Source organism: Blastococcus sp. SYSU DS0617 (assembly GCF_054051075.1).
This window is the reverse complement of record NZ_JBJHAO010000003.1, coordinates 314639-330826: the sequence shown is the minus strand read 5'-3', so window position 1 is coordinate 330826 and position 16188 is coordinate 314639. Positions and strand designations below refer to the sequence as shown.

16 protein-coding genes are annotated in these 16188 nt (G+C 76.0%); 6 read left to right on the top strand and 10 right to left on the bottom strand.

The window, feature by feature from the left end:
* Positions 1 to 19: 19 nt before the first annotated feature.
* Positions 20 to 1156: an FAD-dependent monooxygenase gene (locus tag ACI793_RS06155; RefSeq protein ID WP_456605487.1), complete on the bottom strand. Its 1137-nt coding sequence runs from the start codon at positions 1154 to 1156 to the stop codon at positions 20 to 22.
* A 26-nt stretch (positions 1157 to 1182) separates the two neighbouring features.
* Complete coding sequence (locus ACI793_RS06150) at positions 1183 to 2481, bottom strand: amidohydrolase family protein (RefSeq protein WP_456605486.1); 1299 nt, start codon at positions 2479 to 2481, stop codon at positions 1183 to 1185.
* Between the two features lie 72 nt (positions 2482 to 2553).
* Between ACI793_RS06150 and ACI793_RS06145 the strand changes: the two genes are divergently transcribed.
* Genes ACI793_RS06145 through ACI793_RS06135 form a run of 3 tightly spaced genes read left to right on the top strand, consistent with a single transcriptional unit; the run spans position 2554 to position 4513 of the window.
* Positions 2554 to 3231: a DedA family protein gene (locus tag ACI793_RS06145; RefSeq protein WP_456605485.1), complete on the top strand. Its 678-nt coding sequence runs from the start codon at positions 2554 to 2556 to the stop codon at positions 3229 to 3231.
* Positions 3228 to 3896, top strand: coding sequence for an HAD-IA family hydrolase (locus ACI793_RS06140; RefSeq protein WP_456605484.1), 669 nt, complete (start codon positions 3228 to 3230; stop codon positions 3894 to 3896). Before ACI793_RS06145 ends, ACI793_RS06140 begins: the two co-directional genes overlap by 4 nt.
* Complete coding sequence (locus ACI793_RS06135; RefSeq protein WP_456605483.1) at positions 3893 to 4513, top strand: alpha/beta hydrolase family protein; 621 nt, start codon at positions 3893 to 3895, stop codon at positions 4511 to 4513. Before ACI793_RS06140 ends, ACI793_RS06135 begins: the two co-directional genes overlap by 4 nt.
* Positions 4514 to 4565: 52 nt before the next feature.
* On the opposite strand, the gene ACI793_RS06130 is transcribed toward ACI793_RS06135, so the two are convergent.
* From ACI793_RS06130 to mftF, 4 genes are all read right to left on the bottom strand, one after another.
* Positions 4566 to 5813, bottom strand: coding sequence for an SRPBCC family protein (locus ACI793_RS06130; protein WP_456605482.1), 1248 nt, complete (start codon positions 5811 to 5813; stop codon positions 4566 to 4568).
* 107 nt (positions 5814 to 5920) lie between these two features.
* A complete protein-coding gene (locus ACI793_RS06125; RefSeq protein WP_456605481.1) occupies positions 5921 to 7171 on the bottom strand; it encodes an MFS transporter in 1251 nt (416 codons plus the stop codon).
* A gap of 5 nt (positions 7172 to 7176) precedes the next feature.
* The gene (locus ACI793_RS06120; protein WP_456605480.1) at positions 7177 to 8463 is read right to left on the bottom strand and encodes a multidrug effflux MFS transporter; all 1287 of its coding nucleotides are present in this window, start codon (positions 8461 to 8463) and stop codon (positions 7177 to 7179) included.
* 131 nt (positions 8464 to 8594) lie between these two features.
* On the bottom strand, positions 8595 to 10037 hold the full coding sequence (gene mftF, locus ACI793_RS06115) for a mycofactocin biosynthesis glycosyltransferase MftF (protein WP_456605479.1): 1443 nt from the start codon (positions 10035 to 10037) through the stop codon (positions 8595 to 8597).
* 130 nt (positions 10038 to 10167) lie between these two features.
* Here mftF and ACI793_RS06110 point away from each other — a divergent pair, with 130 nt between their 5' ends.
* On the top strand, positions 10168 to 11157 hold the full coding sequence (locus ACI793_RS06110) for an iron-siderophore ABC transporter substrate-binding protein (protein WP_456605478.1): 990 nt from the start codon (positions 10168 to 10170) through the stop codon (positions 11155 to 11157).
* A 38-nt stretch (positions 11158 to 11195) separates the two neighbouring features.
* On the opposite strand, the gene mftE is transcribed toward ACI793_RS06110, so the two are convergent.
* Positions 11196 to 11888, bottom strand: a complete 693-nt coding sequence (gene mftE, locus ACI793_RS06105) for a mycofactocin biosynthesis peptidyl-dipeptidase MftE (RefSeq protein ID WP_456605477.1) — start codon at positions 11886 to 11888, stop codon at positions 11196 to 11198.
* A 42-nt stretch (positions 11889 to 11930) separates the two neighbouring features.
* On the opposite strand from mftE, the gene ACI793_RS06100 reads away from it, so the two are divergent.
* Together ACI793_RS06100 and ACI793_RS06095 are read left to right on the top strand one after the other, a co-directional pair.
* Positions 11931 to 12308 (top strand): YchJ family protein, encoded by a 378-nt coding sequence (locus ACI793_RS06100; protein WP_456605476.1) that lies wholly within the window; start codon positions 11931 to 11933, stop codon positions 12306 to 12308.
* 39 nt (positions 12309 to 12347) lie between these two features.
* Complete coding sequence (locus ACI793_RS06095) at positions 12348 to 12827, top strand: pyridoxamine 5'-phosphate oxidase family protein (protein ID WP_456605475.1); 480 nt, start codon at positions 12348 to 12350, stop codon at positions 12825 to 12827.
* A 448-nt stretch (positions 12828 to 13275) separates the two neighbouring features.
* On the opposite strand, the gene ACI793_RS06090 is transcribed toward ACI793_RS06095, so the two are convergent.
* The 3 genes from ACI793_RS06090 to ACI793_RS06080 form a co-directional block, all read right to left on the bottom strand.
* Complete coding sequence (locus ACI793_RS06090; RefSeq protein WP_456605474.1) at positions 13276 to 14103, bottom strand: mycofactocin-coupled SDR family oxidoreductase; 828 nt, start codon at positions 14101 to 14103, stop codon at positions 13276 to 13278.
* 98 nt (positions 14104 to 14201) lie between these two features.
* Positions 14202 to 15170 carry a vWA domain-containing protein gene (locus ACI793_RS06085; RefSeq protein WP_456605473.1) on the bottom strand — a complete coding sequence of 323 codons (969 nt, stop codon included), beginning with the start codon at positions 15168 to 15170 and terminating at the stop codon, positions 14202 to 14204.
* Positions 15171 to 15194: 24 nt separating this feature from the next.
* Positions 15195 to 16181: an AAA family ATPase gene (locus tag ACI793_RS06080; protein ID WP_456605472.1), complete on the bottom strand. Its 987-nt coding sequence runs from the start codon at positions 16179 to 16181 to the stop codon at positions 15195 to 15197.
* Positions 16182 to 16188 lie beyond the last annotated feature (7 nt).

The following is a 16188-nucleotide window of genomic DNA, read 5'->3' as shown; positions in this document are numbered from 1 at the left end:
CCGGACGGTTGAAGAAGGGTCAGCCGAGCCGCGCCGGGACGTCCCACCGGAGGAGGTCGTCGAGCCGGCGACGGGTCACCAGGTCCGGGGTCCGGCGGACGACGTGGTCCCGCGCCGCGCTGCTGAACCGCCCGTCCAGCTGGGCGATCCTCCCGACCTGGGCCGAGCGTCGCGCGATGCGCCGGGCCCGCGGACGTCGTGCCCGGTCGTAGGCAGCCAGCCCGGCGTCGACGTCCCCGCCGGCCGGGAGCAACGACCCGAGGGTCGCCGCATCCTCCAGCGCCTGGCAGGCGCCCTGACCCAGGTTCGGGGACATGGCGTGAGCGGCGTCGCCGAGCAGCACGAGCCGCCTCCCGACGTAGGACCGCGGATGCGGACGCAGGTCGTAGACGTCGTGGCGCAGCACGTCACCGGGGGCGGTGGCACCGACGACGTCCGGGATCGGCGCGTGCCAGCCGGAGAAGCGCCGGCGCACCTCGGCGTGCTCGCCGTCGGCCGCCTGCCCGCCCTCGGGAGCGTTCGCCGTCGCGAACCAGTAGACCCGCCCGTCGGCGAGGGGCACGATCCCGAACCGCTCGCCGCGCCCCCAGCTCTCGGTCGCGCCGTCGAGCCGGACGGTCACGGCGCCGGCGGGCACGACGGCACGCCAGGCGGTGTAGCCCGCGTAGCGGGGGCGTGGGCCCGGGCCGGCGACCAGCGAGCGGGTCGTGCTGCTCAGCCCGTCGGCGAGCACGACCAGCTCCGCGCGTCCCTCACCGCCGCTGTGCCGGACCCGCGCGACGTCCGGTCCGTCCTCGACGTCGAGCACCCGGGCGCCGGTGACGACGGTGCCCGGCCCCAGCGCCGCGAGCAACGCCTCCTGGAGGTCGGCCCGGTGCACCGCCAGGAGCGGGGCGCCGTACCTCTCGGGGTAGACGGCGGGGTCGGTGCGCGACAGCCAGCGACCGTCCCCGGCGCGAATGCCGCCGGGCCCCGGGGGCCGGCCGGCGGGCAACTCGACGCCCAGCGCGGCGAGCGCCCGCACCGCATTGGGGAACAGGCTGAGGCCGGCACCGAGCGGCTCCAGGTCGGCCGCCCGTTCGAGCACCCGCACCGACCATCCGGCCAGCTGCAGGCCCCGGGCCGCGGCCAGACCGCCGATCCCCCCACCGACCACGACCGCACGCGGAGCGCGGCCCGAGGTCACCGCCCGGCCAGGTGGGCGGCGCGCTCGGCCACGTCCACCCGCAGCGCGTCGGCGTCCACACGCGTGGACCGGCCGTCCTGCACGACCTGGCTGCCGCCCACCCACACGTCGCGGACGTGCCGGCCGTCGGCGGACCAGACCAGGTGCGCGAGCAGGTCGGCGGCGTCGCCGACGCGCTCGAAGACGAGGTCCCGGGTGTCCACGTGCACCAGGTCGCCGCGGCGGCCGGGCGCCAGCACGCCCAGGTCCGGGCGGCCGATCGCGTCGGCAGCCGCCCCGGTGGCCAGCCAGAACGCCTCCGCCGCCGTCAGCGCCGTCGCCGACCGTTCGCGCAGCCGCGCCATCGACGCGGCCAGGCGCTGGTCGGCGAGCAGGTCCAGGGAGTCGTTGGACGCCGGGCCGTCGGTGCCCAGGCCCACGCGGATGCCCCGGTCGAGCATGTCGCGGAGGCGGGCGACCCCGCTGGCCAGCTTGGCGTTGCTGGCGGGGCAGTGCGCCACGGCGACGTCGTACTCGCGCCACAGGTCGAGGTCGCCGTCGTCCATGTGCACGCAGTGCGCCGCCAGCACCCGTCCGCCCAGCACGTCGTGGGCGGCCAGCAGCGAGGGCACCGACAGGCCGTGCGCGGCGAGCAGGTCCTCCCCCTCGGTCGCGGTCTCGGCGACGTGCAGGTGCAGCAGGAGGCCGTGCTCGCGGGCCGCGGTGGCGGCGTCGCGGAGCACGGGGAGCGGCACCGTGTACGCGGCGTGCGGGCCGAGCCCGAACTCGACCGTGCCGTCGTCCGGCGCGCCGGCGGCCAGCGCGACGGCGGCGCGCAGCTGCTCCTCCATCGGCGGCATGCCCGGCAGCGGGAGCAGCGGCGTGGCGATCACGGCGCGGGCTCCGGTGACCCCGACCGCGGCGGCGATCCGCTCGGCCTGGAAGTACATCTCGACGCTGGTGGTGATCCCGTTCCCCAGCATCTCGGCCGACGCGGCGGTCATCGCGACCTCGACGTCCTCGGGGGTGAGGCGGGCCTCGCGCGGCCACATCACCTCGCGCAGCCAGCGGTCCAGCGGCAGCCCCTCGCCCTGACCCCGGAAGAGCACCATCGGGGCGTGCGAGTGGGCGTTGACCAGCCCGGGCGTCAGGACGCCGGGCAGGGCGACGACCTCGGCACCGGGCTGCGGCGGGGCCTCGGCGGCCGGGCCGATCCACTCGATCGAGCCGTCCAGGACGTCGACGACGGCATCGGGGACGACGGTGCCGGCGCGGTCCCCGACCACGGCGGCGCGGGCGGTGAAGCGCTGGCGCATACCTGGCGACGCTAGCCGCGCCGTGGGTCGGCGTCGCGGCAGCGCACCGGACCCGCCGATACCGTGGGCGGCATGGACCTGCTCACCGCCGCGGCCTCCGACGAGGGTGGGATCACCGGATTCCTGCTGGATCTGGTCAACTCGCTCGGCCCGGTGGGCGTGGGGCTGGCCATCCTGGCCGAGACGGTCATCCCGCCGATCCCCAGCGAGGCCGTGCTCGGGCTGGCCGGAGTGCTCATCAACGACGGCGAGATGAACATCGTGCCCGTCGTCCTCTTCGCCACCCTGGGCTCACTGCTGGGCGCGGTCTTCTTCTACTACGTCGGCCGGGCGCTGGGCCCGCGGCGGTCGCACGCCTTCCTCGACCGGCTGCCGCTGGTGGAGACCGGGGACGTCGACAAGACCTTCGAGTGGTTCGCGCGGCACGGGCGCTCGGCGGTGTTCTTCGGCCGCATGGTGCCGATCGTGCGCAGCTTCATCTCGGTGCCCGCCGGCGTCGTCCGGATGCCGATCGGGCAGTTCCTGCTGTTCACCGCCGGCGGCAGCCTGATCTGGAACAGCGTGCTGATCGGGCTGGGGGTGGCCGCGGGCGACTTCGTGCGCGACAACCTGCACTGGCTGGACTACGCCGTCGTCGTCGCCGTGGTCGCGGCCGTCGCGTGGTTCGTCTACAAGAAGGTGAGCGGCCGCCTGCGTCGCCCGCCGGCGGCCGCGGCGCACCTGCCGCCCGACGAGCGCGACGAGGCATGACCCGCCGACGGCCGGAAGTCGTCGCGTTCGACGTCAACGAGACGCTGCTGGACCTCGCGCCCGTCCGCGCCACGCTGGTGGAGGCCGGCCAGCCGGAGTCGCTGCTGCGCACCGTCTTCGCGCGCACCCTGCTCACCGGCTTCGCCGCCACCGTCGTCGGCGACTGGTGCTCCTTCCGCGACGCGCTCGACTCCGCCCTGGCGCAGGAGAGCGCCCTGCCGGCTGCCGCCCGTGCCGGGGTGCTCGACGCCTTCGCCGAGCTGTCCCCGCACCCGGACGTGGAGCCGGCCATGCGCCGGCTGACGGAGGCGGGCGTCCGCGTGGTGACGCTGTCGCACGGCTCCCCCGGCGTGGCCGAGGCCGGCCTGGCGCGCGGCGGCCTCACGCCGCTGGTCGAGGCGACGCTGACCAGCGAGGCGATCCGCGCCTGGAAGCCGGCCCGCGAGGTCTACCTCTGGGCCGCGGGCCGGTGCGAGGTGACCCCGGAGCGCCTGGGACTGGTCGCCTCGCACGGATGGGACGTGCTCGGCGCCCAGCGGGCCGGTCTCACCGGCGCCTGGTTCCCGCGCAGCGAGCGGGTGTACCCGCTGGTCTACGAGGCGCCGCACGTGCAGGCCGGCGACCTCCTCGGCGCGGTCGAGGGGCTGCTGGCGCTGCCGGCATGAGCGAGCTGGTCGACACGCCGCTCGGGCCGGCGCGCGTGCTCAGCGCCGGCGACGGGGCCGCGGGCACGCTCGTGCTCGGGCACGGTGCCGGCGGTGGCTCGGACTCGGCCGACCTGGCGGCGGTCGCGGCCGAGGCGGTGGACGCCGGGTGGCTGGTGCACCGGGTGGACCAGCCGTGGCGGGTGGCGGGCAAGCGGATCGCCCCGGCGCCGCCGCGGCTCGACGAGGCGTGGGGCGCCGTGCTGGACCGGCTGCGGCTGACCGACCGGCTGCCCGGCCGGCTGGTGCTCGGCGGCCGCAGCGCCGGCGCGCGGGTGGCCTGCCGGACGTCGGCCGCCGAGGGCGCGGCGGGGGTCCTGGCCCTGGCGTTCCCCCTGCACCCGCCGGGCAAGCCGGAGAAGAGCCGGGCCTCCGAGCTCACCGGCGTGGGGGTGCCGATCGTCGTGGTGCAGGGCGAGACCGACGCGATGGGCCGCCCCGAGCACGTCGCGGCGGCACTGGCCGGCCAGGGGCTCGCGTCGGTGTACGCGGTGCCGGGCGACCACTCGCTGAAGAAGAATCCCGGCCTCGTCGCCGCGGCGGCGCTCTCCTGGCTCACCGAGGTGCTCCCGGGCTGAGCTCAGCCGCTGCACCGCCCGACGTCGGTGCGACGGCTACGCGGTGCGACGGCTACGCGGTGCGACGACGACGGCGCCTGCGGCGGACCAGCAGCACCACCGCGGCGACCGCGGCCGCGGCGCCCACGACGGGCGCGTAGCGGCTCGGGCCGCCGGCGCCGGACACCTCGAGCAGGTCGATCGGCTCGGGCCGGGTGGCGGGGCTGGTCGACACGGGCGCCGCGGACCGGGGACCGGCCGACGGGACGCTGCGGGCGGGGGCACCGGTCGCCGGCCGGGCCGGGGGCGCGGACGGCCCCGAGGGCGGGCCGCTCGGGCGCCGCGCACCGGCGGACGCCGGAGCGACGTCGGTGGCCGCCGCGGGCCCGGCTTTCTCCGCGGGCGGGGTCGCGGCGGACGCCTTCTTCGCAGGAGCCGCCTTCGCGGGCTCTGCCTTCGCGGGCTCTGCCTTCGTGGGCTGGGCCTTCTTCGCGGGCTCTGCCTTCGCGGGCTCTGCCTTCTTCGCGGGCTCTGCCTTCTTCGCGGGCTCCGCCTTCTTCGTGGCCGCCGCCTTCGCGGGCGTCGTCCCGGCGGGCGCCGCCTTCTTCGCCGGGGCGGCCTTGGCCGGAGCTGACGTGGCGGGAGCGGCCTTCGCGGCCGTCGTCTTCTTCGCCGGAGCGGCCTTCGCGACGGGCTCGGTCACCTTCTCGGTGGCGCCGGCCGCGGCCTTCTTCGTGGCCGCCGCCGCCTTCTTCACGGCCGTGGCGGCGGGGCCCTCCCCGGGCACCTGCTCGACGGAGGCCGCGATCTCCTCCACCGCGCCGGACGCCGTCGCCGCGGCCTTCGCCACCGGTCCCGGCGAACCCGCGGCCGGCGACGGGGCACCGAGCTGGGCGGCGAGCTTGTCCGAGAACTGGCCGAGCAGCTTGTCGCCGACGTCGGTCATGACGCCCCGGCCGAACTGCGCCGGGCGCCCGGTGATGGTCAGGTCGGTGACCACGTCCACCCGCGTCCCGGAGCCCTCGGGCACCAGCACCGCCGTGATGACCGACGCCGCGGTGCCGTTGCCCCGCTGGTCCTTGCCGCGGGCCTCGATGACCGCGCGGTGGGCGGCGTCGTCCTTCTCCGTGACCGAGCCCTTGCCCTGGTAGGTCAGGTTGATCGGCCCGAGCTTGACCTTGATCGAGCCGGTGAAGTCGTCGCCGGACACGGAGTCGAGCACGGCGCCCGGCATGCACGGGGCGATCCGCTCGATGTCGAGCAGCACCCGCCACGCCTCGTCGACGGGCAGGGGCACGCTGAACGAGTTCTCCAGTTTCACGGCTGGATCCTCCTGAGGCTGCGTTTCACCGGACCCACGCAGGGCCCCGGCCGGGACGGACGGGTACGCACCGGCGGCTGCCCGACGCTACCGCTCGCCCCGCCCCCTCATCGTGCGGCGCGAGCGGGCTGGGCCGGGTGGGACAGGTGTTCCGGCAGCGCACCGGCGGCTCGCATCTCCCGTCGGCGCAGGACGCCCGAGGCGGTGAGCGCGAGCAGCCCCGCGGCCGCCAGCCCCGCGCCGAGCAGGCCGGGCGCGGTGTACCCGTGCCCCGCGGCGATGACCAGCCCGCCCGACCACGCGCCCAGGGCGTTGGCGGCGTTGAGCGCCGAGTGGTTGAGCGCCGCCCCCAGCATCTGCGCCTCACCGGCGACCTCCATCAGGCGCATCTGCAGGCAGACCACGAGGGTCGAGGCGCCCGCGCCCAGCAGGAAGATCGCCGCGACGATCGTGACCGGCGTCCGGGCGGCGAGCGGGATCAGCGCCAGGAGGACGCCGGTCACCACGTTCGCGCCCACCAGCGACCGGAACAGGGCCAGGTCGGCGAGCCGCCCGCCGAGCGCCGTCCCCACCACGCCCCCGATGCCGAAGGCGAGCAGCACCAGCGGGATGGAGCCGCGCGACATCCCGGTCACCTCGGTGACCAGCGGCGCGACGTAGCTGTAGACGGCGAACATCCCGCCGAACCCGACGACTCCCACGAGCAGGGTCAGCAGCACCTGCGGACGGCGCAGCGCGCCCAGCTCGGTGCGCACGGTCGCCGCGCGGTTGCCCGGGGACGCCGGCACCACCGTGGCGACGGCGAGGATCGTCAGCGCGCCGATTCCCACCACCGCCCAGTAGGCGCTGCGCCAGCCCAGCTGCTGCCCCAGCCAGGTCGCCGCCGGCACGCCGGCCACGTTGGCGACCGCCAGCCCGAGCATCACCGAGCTCACCGCCCGCCCGCGCAGGTGCGGCCGGACCAGCGAGGCGGCCACCAGGGACGCCACGCCGAAGTAGGCGCCGTGCGGGACGCCGGCCACGAAGCGGGCCGCCAGCAGCGAGCCGTAGCCCGGCGCGACCGCGGTGAGCACGTTGCCGGCGATGAAGGCGACCATGAGCCCGATGAGCAGGCCGCGCCGCGGCAGGGTGGTGCCGAGCGCGGCGATCACCGGCGCACCCACGACCACCCCGAGCGCGTACAGCGAGATCACGTGCCCCGCGGTGGGGATGTCGACGTCGATGCCCGCGGCCACGTCGGGCAGCAGGCCCATCGTGACGAACTCTGTGGTGCCGATCGCGAAGCCGCCGAGGGCCAGGGCGACCACAGCGGCCGCCACGCGTCCCGGGGACAGCGCCGGGCGGACGGGGTCGATCACGCCGGTCAGTGGACCGCGGCCGGCTCTGCGGCGTCGTCGAGGGGCAGCTGCCACGGGCGGACGACCAGCACCAGCAGGACGGTCGCCAGCCCCAGCGCGGTGACCACGACCGTGCCGATGGCCACCGCGTTGTTGCCGAGCAGGCCCACGACCGGCGAGACCAGGGCACCGACGCCGAACTGGACCGCGCCCAGGAGCGCCGCGGCGGTGCCGGCGGCGTCGCCGTGGCGGGACAGCGCCAGCGCGGGGGCGTTGGGCAGCGCCAGCCCGCAGGCGAAGAGCACGGCCCACAGGCTGACCGCCACGGCCCACAGCCCGCCGGTGGTGGTGGCGGCCAGCGCCACGAGCACGGCCCCCGCGACCACCCCGGCCACGGTTCCCGCGACGAGCACCTGAGCCGGGGACCAGCGACGGAGCAGCACCGGGTTGAGCTGCGTCGCGGCGATCAGCCAGAACGCCCCGGCACCGAACAGCAGGCCGAACTGCTGCTCGTCCAGGCCGAACTCGTCCTGGTAGACGAAGGCCGAGCCGGACACGTAGCTGAACAGGCCGGCCATCGTCAGCCCGGCGACGAGCACCAGCCCGACGTAGGGGCGGTCACGGAGCAGCCCGCGGTAGCCGCGCAGCGTGCCGGCGACCCCGGTGGACCGGCGGCGTTCCGGTGGGAGCGTCTCGGGGAGCAGGCGCGCGCCGACGACGATCATGACGACGCCGTAGACCGCCAGCAGGGCGAAGATCCCGCGCCACGAGGTGAACCGCAGCATCTCCCCGCCGATGGTCGGCGCCAGGACCGGGGCGGCGCCGAGCACCAGGAACAGGCGGGAGAGCATCGTGGCGGCCGCCCGGCCGACGTAGAGGTCCCGCACGATGGCCAGCGCGATCACCGCTCCGGCCGCCGTCCCGACACCCTGCAGCACGCGGAGCGCGCCGAGCACGGCCAGGTTCGGCGCGATGATCACGAGCAGGGACGCCAGCACGTGCAGGGCGGTGCCTGCCAGCAGCGGGCGCTTCCGGCCGATCGCGTCGGACAGCGGGCCCAGCACCAGCTGGCCCAGGGCGAGCCCGATCAGGGTGCCGGTCAGCGTGAGCTGCACCGCCGCCGAGGTCGTCTCCAGCTCCCGGGTGATGGTGGGCAGCGCCGGCAGGTACATGTCGATGGTCAGTGGCCCGATGGCCACGAAGGCACCCAGGACGAGGGCGGTACGGGCCGCGCCGGGCGGCTGCACCGCCGGCGGAGGCGCGGACGCCGGCCGCGCAGGGGCGGGCGCCGGCCGGTCGTTCAGGGTGGTCACAGGGGGTCCCTCGGGGTGTTCGCGACGGAGCGGGGACCCACGCTGGCCGGACCGCAGTACGAGGGCTCCAAGTCCAGGCGCCCGCCGGTCATTCCGGACCACGGCGGAATCGCCGGCAGTTCACCTCGCCGTCATCCGCGGGGCGGCCGAGTGGGCAGCAGCGCCCGGGCCGAGCGCGCCCGCACGGCTCCCGTCCACAGCCCGGCCCCGTACGCGAGGTCGTCGAGCCGACGCGCAGCCAGGTGACGGACCGGTCCGATCCGCCGCCGGTTCGGCAGCCAGGAGAGCAGCCCGTCGACGACGGCCAGCAGCAGGGCACCCCGCCGCGCCCGGTGCGAGAGCAGGGCCGCGGTCACCGTCAGCGGCCAGTGGTGGCGGGTCGCCGACCGGGACAGCGCCCGCGCGGCCGCACCGGCGCTCCTCCCGACGAGGACGACGGCCAGTCCCACCCGCGGGCGCTCCCCCGGCCGTGCGAGCCGGCCGGCCAGCCGGGCGGCCCGCACGGCCAGCAGCCCCAGGCCCGCGGTCCGCCCGGCCCGACCGCCCCCGGCGGCCAGCGCCACGGCCACCGCCAGCTCCGGGGCGATCACCAGCGGCGACACCAGACCCCCGTGCCGGGCCGCCAGCAGCGCGGCCCCGGTGCCGTAGAACGCCCGGCGGCGCACCCACTCCACGGTCCCGGTCGGGTGCTGGTGCGCCACCTCGGCGGCCGGGTCGTACCGCACCCGCCAGCCGGCCGCGGTCAGCCGCCACACCAGGTCGACGTCCTCCGCCACCCGCAGCGCCTCGTCGAAGCCCGCGCCCAGGGCAGACCGCCGGCACAGCAGCGCCGCGCTCGGCACGTACGAGACGCCCGACAGCGGCCGGACCGGTGCGGCGTGCTCGCCCATGTCCAGCGCGCCGCCCACCGCCTCGTGGTCCTGCAGCCAGCCCCGGCCGGGCAGCCCGACGATCCGGGGCGCGACGACCGCCAGCCGCGGGTCGGCCAGGTGCGGCAGCAGCGCGGACAGCCAGCCCGGCCGCGGCACGCAGTCGGAGTCCAGGAAGGCGACGAACGGTGTCCGGACCGCCCGCAGCCCGGCGTTCCGGGCCGCCGCGGGACCGCGCGCCGCCTCGTGCCGCACGACGACGACGCCCTGGGCGCGCACCGGGGCGGCCGACCCGTCGTCCACCACCACGACGGGCAGACCGGCGGTGGCCGGATCGGCACGCAGGGCGGCGAGCAGCCGGGCCAGCTCGGCCGGCCGGTCCTTGACCGGCACGACGACGGTCACGCCGGCGCCACCCTCCCCGGCGGCTCGCGTGACTCCGGAGGCGAGATCGGGATGCGCAAGCCCCGCGTCCAGCAGGCGCGCCGCGAGGGACGCGATGGCGGCGTCCCGCACCACCAGCCGGTCGCCGGTCAGCAGCTCGCGCGCCCGCGGGGCCAGCCGCAGCAGCCGCAGCGGCGAGCCACCGAGCAGCGTCGCCCCGCCGTCCCGGCGCCGCGTCCGCGGATCGAGGCGGACGGCGAAGCCGTCGGGCAGCCGGTCCTCGGGCGGGGTGCCGAGCGTCGCCGGTGCCGATCGATCCACCCCGCCAGTCTCCCCCGGCCCTCCGCCGGGACCTGCCGGGGCGGGGCGGGGCGGGGCGGGGCGGGGTGGTGATCGTTACACAGCCACGCTGTGGTTAGGTCAGCCTTACCTGACGTTCGAAGGAGCCCGCATGTCCCCCCGCCCCCTCCTCCGCGCCGCAGTCCTGACCGCCGCAGCACTCGTCGTCACCGGCTGCGGTTCCGACGACACCGGCGGCAGCTCCGGTGGCGACGGCGGCGGCAGCTCGTCGGGCGCCTTCCCGGTGACCGTGGACACCGCCTTCGGCGAGGTGGAGATCGAGGAGGAGCCCACCCGCGTCGTGGCCCTCGGCTGGGGCGACGCGGAGACGGCGCTGGCCCTGGGCGTGGAGCCGGTCGGCGCCAGCGACTGGCTGGCGTTCGGCGGCGAGGGCGTCGGTCCGTGGTCCGAGGGCTACGACGAGGTCCCCGAGATCATCGAGACGATGGAGCCCAGCTTCGAGGCGATCGCCGCGCTCGAGCCCGACCTCATCCTGGACACCAAGTCCGACGGCACGCAGGAGCGCTACGACCTGCTGAGCCGCATCGCGCCGACCGTCGGCATGCCCGAGGGCGTGGATCCGTACCAGACCAGCTGGGACCAGCAGCTCGAGCTGGTCGGCCAGGCGCTCGGCCGGACCGACGAGGCCGAGGAGCTCGCCGCTGAGGTGACGCAGGCGTTCGAGGACGCCGCCGCCGCACACCCCGAGTTCGACGGCACCGAGGTCGCCGTCGCCGCCTTCACGGCCGAGGGCTTCGGCGCCTACGTGCAGGGCGACGCCCGTGTCGACTTCATGGAGGAGCTCGGCTTCGTCAACGAGCCGGAGATCCAGGAGCAGGCCACGGACAGCTTCTTCGTGGGGGTCAGCGAGGAGCAGGTGTCCCTGCTCGACTCCGACCTGACCGTCGCCTTCCCCATCTTCGTCGAGGCCTCCGAGTTCACGTCGAACCCGCTGTGGCAGGCGCTGCCCTCGGTGCAGGACGGCCGCGCCGTGGTCCTGGAGGACGAGACGCTGGCCAGCGCCTTCTCGATCGGCACGGCTCCGGGCATCCTCTACGCGCTGGACGAGACCGTGCCGCTGTTCGCCGAGGCCCTCTCCTGAGCCGGCCCGCCTGAGCACCGGCCCCGCCGGACGGCTCCTCAGCCGAGCCGTCCGGCGGGGTCCACCTGCCATTCGCGCACCGCGGCCACCAGCCGCGCGGCCAGGTCGGCCACGAACTCCGCCCCCTCGGCCGCCGAGGCACCGGCGGGGTCGCCCAGCACCCCGTTCGGGCTGACTCCCCGCACCCCCTCGGCGCGCAGCCGGGCCAGGATCTCCGTCAGCGGCGCCGTCTCACCGGCCACCGCAGCGGCCTCCCGCACCCCGCCGGGTTCCACGTGCAACATCAGCGACGTCTCCGTGCGCCCGGCGTGCGCATCGCCGCCCGGCACCCCGCACGGGAACCAGGCGACGTCCCGCCCCTCCGAGCGCAGGAGCGGCACGGCGGCCCGAAGCGCCGCCAGGTTGCCCCCGTGGCCGTTGACCACCAGCAGCCGCGGCGCCCACCGGCAGGCCGAGCGCCCCAGTTCGACCAGCAGCCCGGTCAGCGCCTCCGTGCCGATCGACACCGTGCCGGGGAAGCCCTCGTGCTCCCCGCTCGCCCCGTAGGGCAGCGCGGGCCCCAGCAGCGCCCCGTCGAGCTCGGGCAGCGACGCGCGCGCGACCGCCGTCGCCACGGCGGTGTCCGTCGCCAGCGGCAGGTGGTGCCCGTGCTGCTCGACCGAGCCGAGCGGGACGACGAGCAGCGCGTCCTCGGGGATGCCCGGCCACACGGCACCGGCGAGCTCGGTCACCGGGGCAGCGTAAGGACCCGATCCCCGGGCAGACTGCGGCGCATGGCGAACCGGCGCTGCCCCTGCGGAACGGGCCTGGGCTACGACGAGTGCTGCGGCCCCCTGCACACCGGCGCCGCGCCGGCGGCCACCGCCGAGCAGCTCATGCGCTCCCGGTACAGCGCCTTCGCCGTCGGCGACCCGGCCTACCTGCTCGCCACCTGGCACCCGAGCACCCGGCCGTCGTCGCTGGAGCTGGATCCCGGCGTCCGCTGGGTCGGCCTCGACGTGCTGGCCACCGACGGCGGCGGGCTGCTGGCCACCGAGGGGACGGTCGAGTTCCGCGCGCACCGGGTGGCCGGCGGGCAGCGGGGCGCGCAGCACGAGGTCAGCCGCTTCGTCCGCGAGCACGGCGCCTGGCGGTACCTGGACGCGGTGTGAGGGGGTGTCGGGCCCCGCGACCGTGGGAACGGATCCGCCATGAGCGCAGAGGACACCCGCAAGGTCGCCGAGCTGCTGAAGGGCCAGCGGTTCGGCTTCCTCACCACGACCACGCCCGAGGGGAAGCTGACCAGCCGCCCGATGACCCTGCAGGAGGTCGAGTTCGACGGGGACCTCTGGTTCTTCGCCGAGCGCGGCTCGCACCCGGTGGAGCACATCCGGGCCGCGCCCCAGGTGAACGTGGGCGTGGGCTCCGGTGGCACGTGGGTGTCGCTGACCGGCCGCGCCTCCGTGGTCGAGGACGTCGCGAAGAAGAAGGAGCTGTGGAACGGCGGGGTCGAGGCCTGGTTCCCGCAGGGCCCGGAGGACCCGTCGGTCGTGCTGCTGCGGGTCGAGGGCGACTCGGCCGAGTACTGGGACAGCCCGGGGGGCCGGCTGGCGACCGCCTTCAGCTTCGTGAAGGCCAAGGCCACCGGCGAGCGGGTCGACGCCGGCGAGAACGAGAAGGTCGACCTCTAGGCGCGGTCGGCGACCGCCACGCCGCTGACCTGCTCCACCGCCGGTGCTCCCGGCTGTGCCGGGATCGCCGGCCGGCCGGCCGGGCAGCAGCCGCGCGCCCGCGTTCGCGGTCTCGGCCGGTTCCGGGCGGGCGAACAGGTACCCCTGCGCCGTGCCGCCGACGGCGGCCACGGCCACTGCGGTCGGCTGCCCGTACCCCCACCCCCACGCCAGCAGGACCAGTCCCACGGCGCAGGCCGCGGAGAGGCACACGATGGCGCGGTGGCGGCGCTGCCACACGGCGTCGGGCACCGCCGGCCCGAGGGCAGCAGCTGCGCGGCGCGGTGGCGGAGTTCGGCGATCACCGTCACCTGATCGGCGCGGACGGCGCCGGTCCGCAGCCCGCGGGCCGGCGCCGCCCGGAAGGGGGGGCGGCCCGCGTCGGACGACCGTCAGTGCTGCGCCATCGTCAGAAGTACTGGGACCCGGCATCGATCGAGAGGTGCTCCGCGGTGATGAAGCGGGCGTCGTCGGAGACCAGGAAGGCGACGGCGCTCGCGATCTCGTCCGCCTCCATCCACCCCTGCTCGAGGAACGCGGTGCCCATCACCGCGAGCTTGGGGTTGCTGGCGTTGGTCCGCTCGATGGCGGTGACCATGTCGCCGCTGCCCATGGGCGTGGCGACGGCGCCGGGGTGCACCGAGTTGACCCGGATGTCGTGCTTGCCGAGTTCCGCCGCGAACGCACGGGTCATGCCCGTGACGGCGTGCTTGCTCGTCGTGTAGTGGATCATGAACGGCTGCATCTTCTTGCCCGCGTAGGAGCTGGTCAGCACGATGGCCCCACCGCGACCGGCGGCCACCATGTGCGGCGCGGCCGCCATGACGGTGTTCCAGACGCCGGTGACGTTGACGTCCATCGTGTCCTTGAACATCGCCGGCGTGGTCTCGTCCCACGTCGCGGGGATGCAGATCCCGGCGTTGGCGACCACGACGTCGAGCCGGCCCAGTTCGGCCACCCCGGAGTCGACGAAGGCCTTCATGTCGTCGAAGTCCCGGACGTCGCCCTGGTGGGTCACGATGCGGCGGTCCAGAGCCTCGACGAGGCGGGCGGTCTCCGCCAGGTCGTCGGGGGTGGCCGAGTCGTAGGGCACGCCCGGGAGGGGGCCGGCCAGGTCCAGGGCCAGGATGTCGGCGCCTTCGCCGGCCAGCCGGAGGGCGTGCGCCCGGCCCTGGCCTCGTGCGGCTCCGGTGATGAAGGCGACCTTGCCCTGCTGGCGCTGCGGAACGGTGCTCATGGGCGTTCCTTCTCGTACGTCGTGGTGGTGGTGCGGTCAGGGTCGTCAGGTGGGGCGTCGTGCCCCACGGGGGAGGGGCCTTTATCGCGCGCCATGCGTCAGTCCGCGAAGACGGCACCCAGGGCGCCGGCGACGTCCCGGTGGTCCCGGATCAGCCGGATGCGCCCGCGGCCAGCGCGGGCCAGGTCGCGGCCCAGCTCGACGTCGACCTCTCCGGAGGTGTCCAGCAGCACGTCCAGCCGGGGCAGCCGCGCGGCGGTGAGCCGCGGGTCGGGGCCGGCGTTGTGCACGCAGTCGCTGAGCAGCAGGACCCGCGCATCGCGCTGCGGCACGCCGGTCAGCTGCCGGGACGCGGTCTCCAGCGCGAAGGTCACGTTGGTCAGGCCCTGGGTGGGCACCCGCAGCAGCAGGTCGAGGACGGCGAGCGGCGCGACCTGCTCACCCCGGCGCACCAGCACCGCGGCATCGGACCAGAACGCGACGACGGCCAGCGAGTCCCGGGCGAGCTCCCCGGCCAGCGCGCCGACCGTGGCGGCCGCCGTCCGGACCCGCTCGCCCTTCATCGACCCGGACACGTCGACGACCAGCACCACCGAGCGCTGCTGCCGGACACGTTCCCGGACGACGACGTCGGTCGCCTCCGGGAAGGGGTTGCCGGCGATCGCCTCGAGGGTGCGCTCCAGGTCGAGCTCGTCGGATCCCCCGCTCCACGGCGCGCTGGTCAGCTCGCCGACCCCACGCCGCGGGCGCCGGTCCCGGGGCGGGCGCGGGACCGACAACCGCCGGGCGATCTCCCTGGCCCGCTGCCGGGTGACCTGGTCGACCGAGCTCTCGGTCTCCAGGTCCCCCAACGCAATCAGGTCGGCCGGCTCGTCCGTGGTCCCCGAGGCCGTTCCGCCGGGACGTCCGGCTCCGGTGCGCGTCCGCCTGCGGTCACCGGAGGCGAGTGCCAGCCCTCCTCCGGCGCGGGCGGGCTCGTAGAGCGCGGGCTGCTCGGTGAGCTGCTTGGGCCGGCGGCGCAGCGGCCTCGCGCCCCGGGCCGACCCGGACCGGTCCCGCCGGGTCACCGGGGAGTCCGCCTCGACGGCTCTTCAACCCGGATCGGCAGCGGCCGGCTGCAGCAGGAAGTGGTCCTCCCAGATCTCCCGCAGGACCGCCTCCGGCGTGGTCTCCAGCGTCTCGTCGAGGAAGATCCGCCCGGACAGCGCAAGCAGGACCGCGTCCAGGACGACGTCGGTGTACTCCTCCGGCAGTCCGCGCGGCGGCGCGAGCGCCGGCTCGTCGGGCAACGGGACGCCGCGCATGGCCGCCAACTGTGCGGCGACCAGCGCGATGTCGATCGCCCCGCGGACGCTGCTCCCCTGCCGGACGTCGTCACGCTCCCGGGTGGCGCGGGTCAGCGCCACGGCATCGGCGATCAGACGGGGGGACTCCAGACCGGTTCGCCGCCCGACGATGCCCCGCTCGGCCTCGGCGTCCTGGTAACCGATCGCCAGCCGGCAGAGCCGGTCGTGCACCGAGGACGACAGCCGGGTCGTCCCGATGTTGTCGTAGGGGTTCATCGAGGCGATCACCCGGAAGCTGGGCAGCGCTTCCACGACGCCGACCCGCGGAATGGCGATGCGCCGCTCGGCCATGGCGGTGAGCAGCGTGTTGAGCGTGTCCTCGGGCGCCCGGTTGAACTCCTCGACGTAGAGGAACCCCCCGCTGCGCATCGCCTCGACCAGCGGGCCGGGCACGAAGTTGTCCGGCGAGTAGTCCTCGCGCAGCACCCGGGCCGGGTCGTGGTGGCCGACCAGCCGGGTGGGCGTGAGGTCGGCGTTGCCCTCGACGAACACCAGCGGGATGCCCCACTCGGCGGTGATCGAGCGCAGCAGGGTCGACTTCGAGGTACCCGGCGGGCCCTCGAGCAGGACGTCGCGCCCGGCGGCCACCGCGGCCAGCAGCAGGTCGAGTTCCCGGGCGCGCCCGACCAGGTGGGAGGCCACGCGGCCACGGACGGCCAGAACGGCGGCCCCGTCGTCCCCGGTGACCCGGAGGCCGGTGACCAGCGGGTCGTCGCCGGTGGGATGGGACATGTGCTCG

Bases quoted from the DNA above. Each gene is read 5' to 3' on its own strand.
- ACI793_RS06150 (WP_456605486.1), bottom strand. From the start codon at position 2,481: ATGCGCCAGCGCTTCACCGCCCGCGCCGCCGTGGTCGGGGACCGCGCC.
- ACI793_RS06145 (WP_456605485.1), top strand. From the start codon at position 2,554: ATGGACCTGCTCACCGCCGCGGCCTCCGACGAGGGTGGGATCACCGGA.
- ACI793_RS06140 (WP_456605484.1), top strand. From the start codon at position 3,228: ATGACCCGCCGACGGCCGGAAGTCGTCGCGTTCGACGTCAACGAGACG.
- ACI793_RS06135 (WP_456605483.1), top strand. From the start codon at position 3,893: ATGAGCGAGCTGGTCGACACGCCGCTCGGGCCGGCGCGCGTGCTCAGC.
- ACI793_RS06110 (WP_456605478.1), top strand. From the start codon at position 10,168: ATGTCCCCCCGCCCCCTCCTCCGCGCCGCAGTCCTGACCGCCGCAGCA.
- ACI793_RS06100 (WP_456605476.1), top strand. From the start codon at position 11,931: ATGGCGAACCGGCGCTGCCCCTGCGGAACGGGCCTGGGCTACGACGAG.
- ACI793_RS06095 (WP_456605475.1), top strand. From the start codon at position 12,348: ATGAGCGCAGAGGACACCCGCAAGGTCGCCGAGCTGCTGAAGGGCCAG.
- ACI793_RS06090 (WP_456605474.1), bottom strand. From the start codon at position 14,103: ATGAGCACCGTTCCGCAGCGCCAGCAGGGCAAGGTCGCCTTCATCACC.
- ACI793_RS06080 (WP_456605472.1), bottom strand. From the start codon at position 16,181: ATGTCCCATCCCACCGGCGACGACCCGCTGGTCACCGGCCTCCGGGTC.